Genomic DNA, 12,920 nt, shown 5'->3' with positions numbered 1-12,920 from the left:
GAGCCCCGGACGGAAATACCTACAACACGGATAGAGCATCTATGAATCTGCATGAATATCAGGCAAAACAGCTGTTTGCCGAGTATGGCCTGCCGGTCTCCGAAGGTTATGCCTGCGCTACCCCGCAGGAAGCGGCCGAAGCGGCCGACAAGATTGGCGGCAACACCTGGGTCGTCAAGTGCCAGGTCCACGCCGGTGGGCGTGGCAAGGCGGGCGGCGTCAAGCTGGCCAAGAGCAAGGACGAGATCCGCGCCTTCGCCCAGAACTGGCTCGGCAAGAACCTGGTGACTTATCAGACTGACGCCAACGGTCAGCCGGTCACCAAGATCCTGGTAGAGTCCTGCACCGACATCGCCAAGGAACTGTATCTGGGCGCCGTGGTTGACCGTGGCAGCCGCCGCGTGGTCTTCATGGCCTCCACCGAGGGTGGCGTGGATATCGAGAAGATCGCCCACGAAACTCCGGAACTCATTCACAAGGCCGCCATCGATCCCCTGGTGGGCCCGCAGGCTTATCAGGCCCGCGAGCTGGCCTTCAAGCTGGGTCTGGTCGGCGATCAGATCAAGCAGTTCACCAAGATCTTCATGGGGCTGGGCCAGATGTTCCTGGATTGCGACTTCGCCTTGCTGGAGATCAACCCGCTGGTGATCACCGACAAGGGCAACCTGCACTGCCTGGACGGCAAGATCAACATCGACGCCAATGCCCTCTACCGCCAGCCCAAGCTGCGCGAGATGCACGATCCCTCCCAGGATGACCCCCGCGAAGCGCATGCCGCCCAGTGGGAGCTGAACTATGTGGCCCTCGATGGCAACATCGGCTGCATGGTCAACGGCGCGGGTCTGGCCATGGGCACCATGGACATCGTCAACCTGCACGGCGGTTCACCGGCCAACTTCCTGGACGTCGGCGGCGGCGCCACCAAGGAGCGCGTGACCGAGGCCTTCAAGATCATCCTGTCCGACAGCAAGGTGCAAGCCGTGCTGGTCAACATCTTCGGTGGCATAGTGCGCTGCGACATGATCGCGGAAGGCATTATCGGCGCGGTCAAGGAAGTAGGGGTCAAGGTGCCCGTGGTAGTGCGTCTGGAAGGCAACAATGCCGAACTGGGTGCCCGTAAACTGGCCGACAGCGGCCTCAATATCATCGCCGCAACGAGTCTGACTGACGCAGCTCAGCAAGTGGTTAAAGCAGCGGAGGCCAAATAATGAGCGTTCTGATCAACAAAGACACCAAGGTGATCTGCCAGGGCTTCACCGGCGGTCAAGGTACCTTCCACTCCGAACAGGCGATTGCCTACGGTACCCAGATGGTCGGCGGCGTGTCGCCGGGCAAGGGTGGCACCACTCACCTCGGCCTGCCGGTGTTCAACACCGTTCGTGGCGCCGTCGAAGCCACCGGCGCCACCGCCTCCGTCATCTATGTTCCGGCCCCGTTCTGCAAGGACGCCATCCTGGAAGCGATCGACGCTGGCATCAAGCTCATCGTCACCATCACCGAAGGCATCCCGACCCTGGACATGTTGCAGGTCAAGGTGAAGCTGCAGGAAACCGGCGTGCGCATGATCGGCCCCAACTGCCCGGGCGTCATCACCCCGGGTGAGTGCAAGATCGGCATCATGCCGGGTCACATCCACAAGCCGGGCAAGGTAGGCATCGTCTCCCGCTCCGGCACCCTGACCTACGAAGCTGTCAAGCAGACCACGGACGAGGGCTTCGGCCAGTCCACCTGCGTCGGCATCGGTGGCGACCCCATCCCGGGCTCCAACTTCATCGACATCCTGGAGATGTTCCAGAACGATCCGAAGACCGAAGCCATCGTGATGATCGGCGAGATCGGCGGCAGCGCCGAGGAAGAGGCGGCGGCCTACATCAAGGCCCACGTCACCAAGCCGGTGGTCTCCTACATCGCGGGCGTCACCGCCCCGGCTGGCAAGCGCATGGGTCATGCGGGCGCCATCATCGCCGGTGGTAAAGGCACGGCCGCAGAGAAATTTGCCGCCCTGGAAGATGCCGGCGTGAAAACCGTGCGCTCCCTGGCCGATATTGGCAAAGCCCTACGCGAAGTAACTGGCTGGTAAGTTCTTTAGCCTGTTATCTCAGATAGCAAAATGCCGCCCTCGGGTGGCATTTTTTATGAGCGCGGGTTTATGCCGTTTGGTACCCACCGGCATCATGTTCCGTTTGTCGGTTGGTGCCGGAAGGATGGTTCCAGATCCGGTCTGATGAAAGATAACCTGAGGCTTCAGTGAAGTAGGCCCCGGGGAAGCGGCCAGGGCTGTGCACTTAATCTGTTAAAACAGACATCTCCTGCTGGTCGTTCTGTGACATGGTGGCAGCAAAGTTATTGCGACCACCTCCTTTGCCGTAAGCAGGCTCCATTCCTCCTGATGGGAGGGCACCTCCAGCGGCGGGCGCTTCTCCCGGGATCACCGACGAGGAGCAGGACGTGAGCAATAGCGATGCAGCTATTAGCAATGCAAGTTTCAACGTCTTCATGGCAACGTCCTCTGTCCAGCTAATGGGCTGGGCTTGCGAGTAATCAGTTTAGATCTTGTTGCCGGGGCAGAGTGCATCAGCATTGACTACATGTTGTAGCCATTGGAGGCTTTCCGATGGAAATTTTGCATCAATTCAATGACAAGAACATCATGGCAAATTTGCCAAAAAATTCGCGGAAGTCGCTAAAGGTGCATTGGTTCTGCTTCTTTCGGCGTCAAAACCAGACCCCTTGGGCAGGGGGCTAATTGGCAGTGGGTGTAGTCCATCTTCCTTGAAAAATCGGACCATAAAGGGTATAACCACGCGCTTTACTGGTCTATTGAGCGAGCCCTTCCATGCAGCGAGTCGAGAAAATGCAGCCAACTCCTTTTTGGCAGGAGAAGACCCTGCAGCAGATGACCATGACGGAGTGGGAGTCACTGTGCGACGGCTGCGGCAAATGCTGCCTGAACAAGCTGATCGACGAGGACACCGAGGAGCTGGTGTTCACCAATGTGGCCTGCAACCTGCTCAATACCAAGACCTGCCAGTGTTCCGACTACGGCAACCGCTTTAAAAAAGAGCCGGACTGCCTGCAGATCACCTTCGACAAGATTGCCGAGTTCGACTGGCTGCCGTCGAGCTGCGCTTACCGCCTGCTGGCAGAGGGGCAGAGCCTGCCTGAGTGGCACCCGCTCATCACCGGCAGCCGCAGCGCCATGCATCAGGCCGGTCAGTCGGTACGCGGCAAGGTGGTGCACGAGGCCCATGCCGGCGACTGGATCGATCACATCATCACCTGGGCCAGTTAAGCCGCAGCCGACAACAGAGTATCCAGATGCCGCAGGGGCAGGGGAGTCGGACTCCTCTGCCCCTGTTGCTATGGGTATATAGAACGATCAGTTTTAAGGCCTGATGGCAGTGGAAACACGATGTTGCACTCAGGGGATAGAGCGCGCGCCATCCTCTCTCGGGGTCGCGTGCTGAAGCCGGAGGGTGATAAGAGCGACCGCTTGCCACCATTAAGCCCGCCAGCGCCCGCCAAATCGCTTTTATGACCAGGGGCAGGGGAGTTTACACCCCCTCTGCCCCTGCTGTTTTCTGGCGCCTCACAGCGGGACACCAGGCCCCTTTCCTTCACACTGACCCCTCTCCCGAGAGTAAAGAAACCAACCCTGGCGTGCAGGGGCTACGTTGGCTTTGCGGCAGCTAGTCTGACTGCGCTTTTCTGAATGGGAGGTTGGGCAGAGGATGTGTATCTAAAACCGCGGGGGAGAGCGGTGATCGCCAGCAAACAGCCATAAAAAAACCGGCGCCTTGGCGCCGGTTTTTGTTCACCGAGACTCTATTACAGAGAAGCGGTGAAGGTACGGGTGATGACGTCTTGCTGTTGCTCTTTGGTCAAAGAGTTGAAGCGAACGGCATAACCGGATACGCGGATGGTCAACTGCGGATATTTCTCCGGGTTTTCCATGGCGTCCAGCAGCATTTCACGGTTCATCACGTTGACGTTCAGGTGCTGACCGCCTTCCAGGTTGGATTCGTGGTGGAAGTAACCATCCATCAGGCCAGCCAGGTTGGCTTTCTGTGCTTCCATGTCTTTGCCCAGCGCGTTCGGCACGATGGAGAAGGTATAGGAGATACCATCTTTGGCGTAGGCGAACGGCAGCTTGGCAACGGAAGTCAGTGAGGCAACGGCACCCTTCTGGTCACGACCGTGCATCGGGTTGGCACCCGGGCCGAACGGTGCACCGGCGCGACGGCCATCCGGGGTGTTACCTGTCTTCTTGCCATACACCACGTTGGAGGTGATGGTCAGCACGGACTGGGTCGCCACGGCGCCACGGTAGGTGTTGAGCTTCTGAATTTTCTTCATGAAGCGCTCGACCAGGTCACAGGCGATGTCATCGACGCGAGCGTCGTTGTTGCCGAACTGCGGGTACTCGCCTTCGATTTCGAAGTCGATGGACACGCCATCTTCGTCACGAACCGGCTTGACCTTGGCGTACTTGATGGCAGACAGGGAGTCGGCTGCGACGGACAGACCGGCGATGCCGCACGCCATGGTGCGATAGACGTCACGGTCGTGCAGTGCCATCAGGGAGGCTTCGTAGCTGTACTTGTCGTGCATGTAGTGGATGATGTTCAGGGCAGCGACGTACTGCTTGGCCAGCCAGTCCATGAAGTGATCCAGGCGATCCATGACGTCGTTGTAGTCGAGGTATTCGCTCTTGACCATTTCGGTTTTCGGACCGACCTGGATCTTGAGCTTCTCGTCGATACCGCCGTTGATTGCATACAGCATGGTCTTGGCCAGGTTGGCACGAGCGCCGAAGAACTGCATCTGTTTGCCGATGATCATCGGAGACACGCAGCAAGCGATGGCGTAGTCATCGTTGTTGAAGTCCGGACGCATCAGGTCATCGTTCTCGTACTGAACGGAAGAGGTTTCGATGGATACCTTGGCGCAGTACTTCTTGAAACCGACCGGCAGCTTCTCGGACCACAGAATGGTCAGGTTCGGCTCAGGGGACGGGCCCATGGTGTACAGGGTGTTCAGCATACGGAAGCTGTTCTTGGTGACCAGGGTACGGCCATCAACGCCCATACCGGCCAGGGTCTCGGTCGCCCACATGGGGTCGCCGGAGAACAGTGAATCGTATTCAGGGGTACGCAGGAAGCGAACCATACGCAGCTTCATGACCATGTGGTCCATCAGCTCCTGGGCTTCTTGCTCGGTCAGCAGGCCTTTCTTCAGGTCACGCTCGATGTACACGTCCAGGAAGCTGGAAGTACGACCGAAGGACATGGCGGCACCGTTCTGGGACTTGACCGCCGCCAGGTAGGCGAAGTAGGTCCACTGCACGGCTTCTTTGGCGGTCTTGGCCGGTACGGAGATGTCGCAGCCATATTTGGCGGCCATCACCTTCATCTGGGCCAGAGCACGGTGCTGCTCGGAGATCTCTTCGCGCAGACGGATGGTGGCTTCCAGGTTGACACCGTTTTCCAGGTCGGCCTGCAGGGACTTGAACTGGGCCAGTTTGTCGGCCATCAGGAAGTCGATACCGTACAGGGCAACACGGCGGTAGTCACCGATGATGCGGCCACGGCCGTAGGCATCCGGCAGACCGGTGATGACGCCGGATTTGCGGCAGTTCAGGATGTCTTTGGTGTAAACGTCGAACACGCCCTGGTTGTGGGTCTTGCGGTACTCGGTGAAGATCTTCTCGACCATTGGGTCCAGTTGACGACCGTAGACTTCGCAAGAGGTCTTGACCATCTTGATACCGCCGTTGGCGATGATGGCGCGCTTGAGCGGCTTGTCAGTCTGCAGACCGACGATTTGCTCCAGGCTCTGATCGATATAGCCGGCATCGTGAGCGGTAATGGTGGAGGGCAGGTCAGTATCAAAATCGACCGGCGCGTGAGTGCGGTTCTCGATCTTGATCCCTTCCATGACCTTGTCCCACAGCTTGGTGGTAGCTTCGGTCGCGCCAGCCAGGAAGGACTCGTCACCTTCATACGGGGTGTAGTTCTTCTGGATGAAGTCACGGGTGTTGACAGAGGTCTGCCATTCACCGGCTGCGAAGCCTTCCCATGCTTTTTGGAACTGTTCGTTAAGTTCTGCCATTTTCATTACCTCTCAAGGTATTTATGTGTCTGCCGCCATCCTTAATGATGGCGACGGAAGATAAACCAGTAAGTCAGACCAACCATGACGCCGCCACCAATGATATTACCTATGGTGACCGGAATGAGGTTGTTTAGGACGAAGTTGGATACGGTCAGATCGGCGAACGATGCCGGGTCCTGGCCGATGGCCTGCCAGAATTCCGGGCCTGCTACCGCATGGATGGCGATGCCGACCGGGATCATAAACATGTTTGCGATGCTGTGTTCAAAGCCGGAGGCCACGAACATGGCGACGGGAAGCAGCATCACCATCACCTTGTCGGTGGCAGTGCGGGCGCCGAAGGCCATCCACACGGCGAGACACACCATGAGGTTGCAGAGGATGCCGAGCGCCAGGGCCTCGAAGAAGGTGTGATGGATCTTGTGCTGGGCCACTTTCATGGCGTTCAGCCCCCACTGACCATCCGCCGCCGTGTACTCGGCCGACATGATGATGAGGGCGACTATGATGAGCCCGCCGATGAGGTTGCCGAAGTAGACCAGACCCCAGTTCTTGAGCAGCTGAGTCCAGCTGATGCGGTTGGCTGCCTTGGCCACCAGGGTCAGGGTGGTGGAAGTAAACAACTCGGCGCCGAGCAGTACGCACAGAATGAGACCGAGGGAGAAACAGAGGCCGCCGACCAGCTTGGACATTCCCCAGGCCATGCCGCTCGATCCCGTGGTGACGGTGATATAGAACACGAATGCGATGGCGATGAAAGCGCCAGCCGTGATGGCCAGAGGAATGACCTTGTGGGCGGGCTTGGTGGCCTTGGCATAGGTGATGTCTTCAGCCAGGGCGGCGATGGCTTCGGGCTTCAGACAATCAAAGGGAGATTCTGCTTTCAATTCTCAGTACCTGCATATTTTGCCTGTGGAAATCATAACAAAGGGGCTGATCCCCAAAATTGACTCCGATCAAGAATTACAGATTGTGAATGTAATTTTACTACAGGTTTTTTATTCATCCGGAAGCTTGACTTTACACCAGGTTTCAGGTGAAACAGAAGGTGGTGTGTTTTTAATTTCATGATTTTTAAGAGTTTATATCTGCTGCATCAAAAAAGGCACTGGCAATGCACCTTTGAGGCCGCCGTGCACGATGAACTTCAAATTGACAACCCCCTAAGAGGTATTTTTTGTTATTTATTTCATCTTTGAGTAGTGGCCAGCAAAAGCGTAGACCATAAAACAGAAGGGGCCATCAGGCCCCTTCGTCACACTGGCATGTCAACGCCATGTATGGATTCGTTTGGCTTTTTGCAGCTTCTCGTAGGCTGCCAGCAGTTTCTGATGCAGGGGGAACTGGGACAGGGATAGATCCGCAGTCTCCAGACCATGGAAGCGTGCCTCGCCGCGGGCATGGGCCCAAGCCTCGGCCAGGGTCTCTTCCCCGAACATGCGGGTGAACACCGGGCGGTACTGCTCTGGATCACGCTCTTCATCCAGGAACAGCTCGACGCAGGCGCGCAGGGCACGGTAGTAGTTCGCGCGATCGGCCGGGAACACCGACTGGTTGAACTCCATGGTCCAGTCGATGAGATCCAGTGCGCTCTCCAGGTCACCTGCGGCCAGGGCCAGCATGGCCTTGAGTTCACCGATCCGCAGGGTATGCAGGGCGGAGCCCTTGGCGGCGGCGATGCCGAGCAGCTCACGGACGCGGGTGCGCTCGTCGTGCCCCTCTTCGTCCAGCTGATCGAACAGCGCCATGTACTGTTCCGCGTTCCACTCCAGGGACGGCAGCGCCAGGATCACTTCCCGCAGGTGGGCACCCATGGTGTTGTTGGCCAGCAGCAGATCCTCGACCGGATAGATGTCGGACATGCCCGGCACCAGGATGCGGCAGGCGTAGACGCCGAGGTGCTCGTAGTCGGCGATGTAGACCGGTTGCTCCAGCTCGTGGAAGATGCCGATCAGGTGATCGAACTCCTGCTGGGAGGTGCCACGGAAGTCCCAGTCGGCAAATTCGAAGTCGGACTCCTGCTTGAACAGATCCCAGCTGATGAGACCGGAGGAGTCAATGAAGTGAGTTTCCAGGTTGTGGTGATCCGCCACCTGCTCGTTGTCGAATGACGGCGGCACGAATACGTCCAGATCCTTCAGGCCACGGCCCTGCAGCAGCTCGGTGACGGTCCGCTCGAACGCCACTTCGAAGCGCGGGTGGGCGCCGAAGGAGGCAAAGCAGGTGCCATTGCTCGGGTTGAGCAGCACCACGCAGATGACCGGATAGCGTCCGCCGAGCGAGGCATCGAAGCTGTAGATGGGGAAACCTTCGGCCTCCAGCGCCTCGATGGAGGCCTTGATGCCGGGATAGCGGGCGATCACCTCGCTCGGGATCTCGGGCAGGCTCAGGGCCTCGGCGATGATCTTGTTCTTCACGTGGCGCTCGAACACCTCGGACAAGCCCTGGGTGCGGGCCTCGGTCTTGGTGTTGCCGGCGCTCATGCCGTTGGAGACATAGAGGTTGCCGATGATGTTCATCGGGATGTAGACGGTCTGATGATCGGACTGGCGCTCGAACGGCAGGGCGACGATGCCACGCTCCTCGTTGCCGGACTGCAGGTCCACCAGCATGTCGGCGGTCACTTCGCCGTCCGGGTTGTAGAACTTGCGGGTGAAGCTGTCGAGCAGACCGGCAGGCAGTTGGTCACCCTGGATGGGGAACCACTTCTCGTTCGGGTAGTGGACGAAGTCACCGTTCGCCACCTGCTCACCCAGATAGAAGTCGGCAAAGAAGTAGTTGGTGGAGAGACGCTCGAAATACTCCCCCAGGGCCGAAGCCAGGGCAGCCTTCTTGCTGGCTCCCTTGCCGTTGGTGAAGCAGAGGGCGCACTCTTTGTCCCGGATGTGCACGGACCAGACGTTGGGCACGGGGTTGAGCCAGGAGGCCTCTTCGATATCAAAGCCCAGGGCCTGCAGCTTGGTCTGGAAGCGTTCGATGGAGTCTTCCAGCGCCGCGTCCTTGCCGGGAATAAAAGTGTGGTCGGTCATCACAATATCCTGATTTTTATTGGCTCATGTTCGGTCGCAGATAATAGCATGAGTGGCGGGAAAAGCGGCCAGGACAATCCCATTCCAGGTGCGGGTCAGGGGGCTGTCGGTGGCCTGAATAGGCTGGGTTATTAGCTCTCCTGAACAACATTAAGAAAAAGTAGTTTTTTTTATGTCATGCCGTCGCCCATCATGGGGTCGACTTGTTTCTTCGTGGTGACAAGCATCACGGGCCTGCCCTCCGGGCATGGGGTATGTGGCCTCGTCTGCCGTTATTGCCTTCACCACGGATCATTTATTGGGAGTTGCTATGCCATTCATGACACCACAGATTGATGCCAGGGTGACCAGGCTGGCCCCGGGATTCCGGGCCCTGAGCATTCAGGTCGACGGGGCCAGCATCGTCGATCGCAACGTCGGCGCACAAGCGCTTGCGCGGGCCTGCCAATCCGTCGCGGCGGGCGGTGCCCCCTGGGCACAGGCGCATCTGTCCGCCTGGGGCGAGGTGTTCAAACGCTTCGGTGCCAAGCCCCAGCGCACCCCCTGCTCGGCACAGGCGCTGCTCAAGCGGGTGCAACGCGAGGGCAGCCTGTCCTGCATCGATCCCGTCGTCGATCTCTACAACGCCATCAGCATCGAGTACGCCATCCCCGTCGGTGGGGAGGATCTCACCGCATATGAAGGGTCGCCCCGGCTGATCATTGCCGATGGCACCGAGCTGTTTGACACCATGAAGGAGGGGGCCCCTGCCCACGAGACCCCCGAACCTGGCGAGGTGGTCTGGTGTGATGACAGAGGCGTGACCTGTCGCCGCTGGAATTGGCGTCAGGGGACCAGAACCCGGCTCAGTGCTGAGTCCGGGCAGATGTGGTTCATTCTGGAGAGCTTGCCTGAAATGCCGCTGGCGGCACTGCAGGAGGCCGGTGATCGGCTGGTCGAGGGGTTAAGGCAGATGATGCCGGGCGCCCGGATAGAGAGCGTGCTGATAGGAAACCCCGGCGGGGCATGAGGAGAACATAATGGCCACCCTGGGTGGCCATTTTTATACGTGCTGGTGGGACGTCGTGGGACGAAGCTTCCATCTCGTTATCAGCCGATCAACTTGAGCCCCAGGATACCGCCGATGATCAGCAGCAGGCAAAGCACACGGGCCAGGGTGGCCGGTTCGTTGAACAGCCAGATCCCCATCAGCACGGTACCGACCGCGCCTATGCCGGTCCAGACCGCGTAGGCGGTGCCAAGGGGCAGCTGCTTGACCGCCATGGCGAGCAACAGCACGCTCACCCCCATGGCAGAGAGAGTCAGCAGGGTAGGGAGGGGACGGCTGAAACCGTCGGTGTACTTGAGGCCGATGGCCCAGGCGACCTCGAACAGGCCGGCCAGTAGCAGGAGTAACCAGGGCATATGAGTATTCCAGGCGGGGCAGGGTCGTCCCTGCGAGTCAAGAAGGCCTTGGGGTCGTCCCCAGGGGGCAGTGGTTGCCAGTCGGACATCATGATGCCTGACCGATGGGGAGTCCGCCAAGCGCGGTAGCCCGGAACCCATGGTTATTGCGGCAAATGACACAGAATATTGCGCAATTCGACTTGCGCCCGTCGCCACAATCCGTAATGTGGACAGACGCATTAATTACACATCATGCTTGTGGCCAATTTGTGAACGGCCCCCCGTCCGGCAAGGGATCACGGCATATGAGACTTCATTTTTATAGCAGCTATCCAGGGTAGGACATTATGAAAAAAGTTGGTTTGGTCGGTTGGCGTGGCATGGTGGGTTCGGTACTGATGAGCCGGATGCAGGAAGAGAAGGATTTTGCCCGCATTCAACCCACCTTCTTCACCACCTCCCAGGCCGGTGAGGCCGCCCCCAATTTCGGCGTCGATGCCGGCACCCTGCAGGACGCCTTTGATATCGAGGCACTGGCCGCACAGGAGATCATCATCACGGCTCAGGGTGGCGACTACACCAAGGATGTCTATCCCCGTCTGATGGCCGCCGGCTGGCAGGGTTACTGGATTGATGCCGCCTCCTCCCTGCGTATGGAGAAGGACGCCGTCATTATCCTGGATCCGGTCAACGGCGACGTGATCGACGAGGCGCTGGACAAGGGGATCAAGACCTTCGTCGGCGGCAACTGCACCGTTAGTCTGATGCTACTGGCCCTGGGTGGCCTGTTCAAGGCCGATCTGGTGGAGTGGGTGAGCGTGGCCACTTATCAGGCCGCATCGGGCGGTGGCGCTCGCCACATGCGCGAGCTGGTCACCCAGATGGGGCTGCTGCGCGACGAAGTGGCGGTAGAGCTGGCAGATCCTGCCTCCGCCATCCTCGACATCGAGCGCAAGATCACCGAGAAGACCCGCTCTGGCACCCTGCCGGTGGACAACTTCGGCGTGCCGCTGGCCGGTGGCCTCATCCCTTGGATAGACACCAAGCTCGACAACGGTCAGAGCCGCGAAGAGTGGAAGGGCCAGGCCGAGACCAACAAGATCCTCGGTATCGAGAACGCCGCCATTCCGGTGGATGGTCTCTGCGTGCGCATCGGTGCCCTGCGCTGCCACAGCCAGGCCTTCACCATCAAGCTGAAGAAAGATGTGCCGCTCCCCGAAATCGAGGCCCTGCTGGCCGCCCACAACGACTGGGTCAAGGTGATCCCCAACGATCGCGACATCACTGCCCGCGAGCTGACCCCGGCCGCCGTCACCGGCACCCTCAGCATCCCGGTGGGGCGTCTGCGCAAGCTCAACATGGGCCCGGAATACCTGGCGGCCTTCACCGTGGGCGACCAGCTGCTGTGGGGCGCCGCCGAGCCGCTGCGCCGCATGCTCAACATCCTGCTGGCGCGCTGACAGGGATAGCTCGCAAGAGCACACAATAAGGAAGGCCTGGCCTTTCTTATTGTGTCGACATATCGAGCGACATAAAAAACGGCATCCTTGCGGGATGCCGTTTTTCAATTTATCCAGTTTGACTCTTACATGTTCTGTGCTTCGTTTGGCACGATGACAGAGGCGTGATTTCCTTTCGGCCCCTGCTGCAGTTCGAAGTTGACTGCCTGACCCGCTTTCAAGGTCTTGTAACCTTCCATTTGAATCGTGGAGTAGTGAGCGAAGATGTCTTCACCACCGCCTTCCGGACAGATAAACCCAAATCCTTTTGCGTTGTTGAACCACTTGACTGTTCCGGTTGCCATACATCTACATCCTTTTATTGATTACCCTGAAGTCGTTGAGTAACCTGCGCCAGCCTTATATAACTAGAGCATCACCCCGTAGCAGACGGGCGCCGATTAGCAAGTAACCAATCTAGTCCAACTTTTAAGCGAGTCAAGAAGTTGTTAACAACCGATGTGATCTGGTTAACAAGTCTATTGACAATCTTGAGCGAGACGGTAGTAATCTAGAGGTACCAAAGCGCAATTATGAGCAAGCAGAAAGAACTCTTTGCTAATGAAGAGATTGCAGAAGCAGAGAAAACGAAGCTGCAACCGCCACCCATGTACAAGGTCGTCTTGAACAACGATGACTACACACCGATGGAGTTCGTGGTGGAGGTGCTGCAAAGGTTCTTTGGTATGGATCTGGAGAAGGCCACTCAGGTCATGCTGAGCGTGCATTATAGTGGTAAGGGAGTCTGCGGCACATTTACCGCCGAGATTGCCGAGACCAAAGTGGTCCAGGTCAACACCTATTCACGTAACAACGAACATCCACTGCTATGTACCATGGAAAAGGCTTGAATCTGATGACTTGATGGCGATAACGACACCGCATTGTTGCT

Annotated in this window: 12 protein-coding genes; 6 read left to right on the top strand and 6 right to left on the bottom strand. The window is 58.4% G+C overall.

What is annotated here, in order from left to right; all coding sequences use genetic code 11:
- Positions 1–41 precede the first annotated feature (41 nt).
- Both sucC and sucD read left to right on the top strand, forming a co-directional pair.
- A complete protein-coding gene (sucC, locus tag KW824_RS01620) occupies positions 42–1,208 on the top strand; it encodes an ADP-forming succinate--CoA ligase subunit beta (protein ID WP_005326943.1) in 1,167 nt (388 codons plus the stop codon).
- Entirely contained in the window at positions 1,208–2,080 is an 873-nt protein-coding gene (gene sucD / locus KW824_RS01615; RefSeq protein WP_218408685.1) for a succinate--CoA ligase subunit alpha, read from the top strand. Before sucC ends, sucD begins: the two co-directional genes overlap by 1 nt.
- Before the next feature lie 205 nt (positions 2,081–2,285).
- Here sucD and KW824_RS01610 read toward each other — a convergent pair whose 3' ends face one another.
- Complete coding sequence (locus tag KW824_RS01610) at positions 2,286–2,498, bottom strand: hypothetical protein (RefSeq protein WP_152565409.1); 213 nt, start codon at positions 2,496–2,498, stop codon at positions 2,286–2,288.
- A 356-nt stretch (positions 2,499–2,854) separates the two neighbouring features.
- Between KW824_RS01610 and KW824_RS01605 the strand changes: the two genes are divergently transcribed.
- A complete protein-coding gene (locus KW824_RS01605; RefSeq protein WP_041205904.1) occupies positions 2,855–3,292 on the top strand; it encodes a YcgN family cysteine cluster protein in 438 nt (145 codons plus the stop codon).
- Positions 3,293–3,828: 536 nt separating this feature from the next.
- Here KW824_RS01605 and pflB read toward each other — a convergent pair.
- From pflB to ycaO, 3 genes are all read right to left on the bottom strand, one after another.
- Positions 3,829–6,111: a formate C-acetyltransferase gene (pflB, locus tag KW824_RS01600; RefSeq protein WP_305730009.1), complete on the bottom strand. Its 2,283-nt coding sequence runs from the start codon at positions 6,109–6,111 to the stop codon at positions 3,829–3,831.
- A gap of 41 nt (positions 6,112–6,152) precedes the next feature.
- The gene (gene focA, locus KW824_RS01595) at positions 6,153–7,001 is read right to left on the bottom strand and encodes a formate transporter FocA (protein ID WP_218408683.1); all 849 of its coding nucleotides are present in this window, start codon (positions 6,999–7,001) and stop codon (positions 6,153–6,155) included.
- A gap of 381 nt (positions 7,002–7,382) precedes the next feature.
- Complete coding sequence (gene ycaO / locus KW824_RS01590; RefSeq protein WP_043132116.1) at positions 7,383–9,143, bottom strand: 30S ribosomal protein S12 methylthiotransferase accessory factor YcaO; 1,761 nt, start codon at positions 9,141–9,143, stop codon at positions 7,383–7,385.
- A 310-nt stretch (positions 9,144–9,453) separates the two neighbouring features.
- Here ycaO and KW824_RS01585 point away from each other — a divergent pair, with 310 nt between their 5' ends.
- Positions 9,454–10,152: a B3/4 domain-containing protein gene (locus KW824_RS01585; protein WP_043132114.1), complete on the top strand. Its 699-nt coding sequence runs from the start codon at positions 9,454–9,456 to the stop codon at positions 10,150–10,152.
- 80 nt (positions 10,153–10,232) lie between these two features.
- Here KW824_RS01585 and sugE read toward each other — a convergent pair whose 3' ends face one another.
- Entirely contained in the window at positions 10,233–10,547 is a 315-nt protein-coding gene (sugE, locus tag KW824_RS01580; RefSeq protein WP_043132113.1) for a quaternary ammonium compound efflux SMR transporter SugE, read from the bottom strand.
- 329 nt (positions 10,548–10,876) lie between these two features.
- On the opposite strand from sugE, the gene asd reads away from it, so the two are divergent.
- On the top strand, positions 10,877–11,989 hold the full coding sequence (gene asd / locus KW824_RS01575; RefSeq protein WP_218408682.1) for an aspartate-semialdehyde dehydrogenase: 1,113 nt from the start codon (positions 10,877–10,879) through the stop codon (positions 11,987–11,989).
- A gap of 125 nt (positions 11,990–12,114) precedes the next feature.
- Here the strand turns inward: asd and cspD are convergent, their stop codons facing one another.
- Complete coding sequence (gene cspD / locus KW824_RS01570; protein ID WP_005300025.1) at positions 12,115–12,333, bottom strand: cold shock-like protein CspD; 219 nt, start codon at positions 12,331–12,333, stop codon at positions 12,115–12,117.
- Positions 12,334–12,561: 228 nt separating this feature from the next.
- On the opposite strand from cspD, the gene clpS reads away from it, so the two are divergent.
- Entirely contained in the window at positions 12,562–12,879 is a 318-nt protein-coding gene (gene clpS / locus KW824_RS01565) for an ATP-dependent Clp protease adapter ClpS (RefSeq protein ID WP_005325410.1), read from the top strand.
- Positions 12,880–12,920 lie beyond the last annotated feature (41 nt).

Source organism: Aeromonas sp. sif0611 (assembly GCF_019218845.1).
GTDB lineage: Bacteria > Pseudomonadota > Gammaproteobacteria > Enterobacterales > Aeromonadaceae > Aeromonas > Aeromonas media.
The sequence above is the reverse complement of the archived record's forward strand: the minus strand, read 5'-3'. Positions and strand labels throughout refer to the sequence as shown.

Bases quoted from the DNA above. Each gene is read 5' to 3' on its own strand.
- sucC (WP_005326943.1), top strand. From the start codon at position 42: ATGAATCTGCATGAATATCAGGCAAAACAGCTGTTTGCCGAGTATGGC.
- sucD (WP_218408685.1), top strand. From the start codon at position 1,208: ATGAGCGTTCTGATCAACAAAGACACCAAGGTGATCTGCCAGGGCTTC.
- KW824_RS01610 (WP_152565409.1), bottom strand. From the start codon at position 2,498: ATGAAGACGTTGAAACTTGCATTGCTAATAGCTGCATCGCTATTGCTC.
- KW824_RS01605 (WP_041205904.1), top strand. From the start codon at position 2,855: ATGCAGCCAACTCCTTTTTGGCAGGAGAAGACCCTGCAGCAGATGACC.
- pflB (WP_305730009.1), bottom strand. From the start codon at position 6,111: ATGGCAGAACTTAACGAACAGTTCCAAAAAGCATGGGAAGGCTTCGCA.
- ycaO (WP_043132116.1), bottom strand. From the start codon at position 9,143: ATGACCGACCACACTTTTATTCCCGGCAAGGACGCGGCGCTGGAAGAC.
- KW824_RS01585 (WP_043132114.1), top strand. From the start codon at position 9,454: ATGCCATTCATGACACCACAGATTGATGCCAGGGTGACCAGGCTGGCC.
- sugE (WP_043132113.1), bottom strand. From the start codon at position 10,547: ATGCCCTGGTTACTCCTGCTACTGGCCGGCCTGTTCGAGGTCGCCTGG.
- asd (WP_218408682.1), top strand. From the start codon at position 10,877: ATGAAAAAAGTTGGTTTGGTCGGTTGGCGTGGCATGGTGGGTTCGGTA.
- cspD (WP_005300025.1), bottom strand. From the start codon at position 12,333: ATGGCAACCGGAACAGTCAAGTGGTTCAACAACGCAAAAGGATTTGGG.
- clpS (WP_005325410.1), top strand. From the start codon at position 12,562: ATGAGCAAGCAGAAAGAACTCTTTGCTAATGAAGAGATTGCAGAAGCA.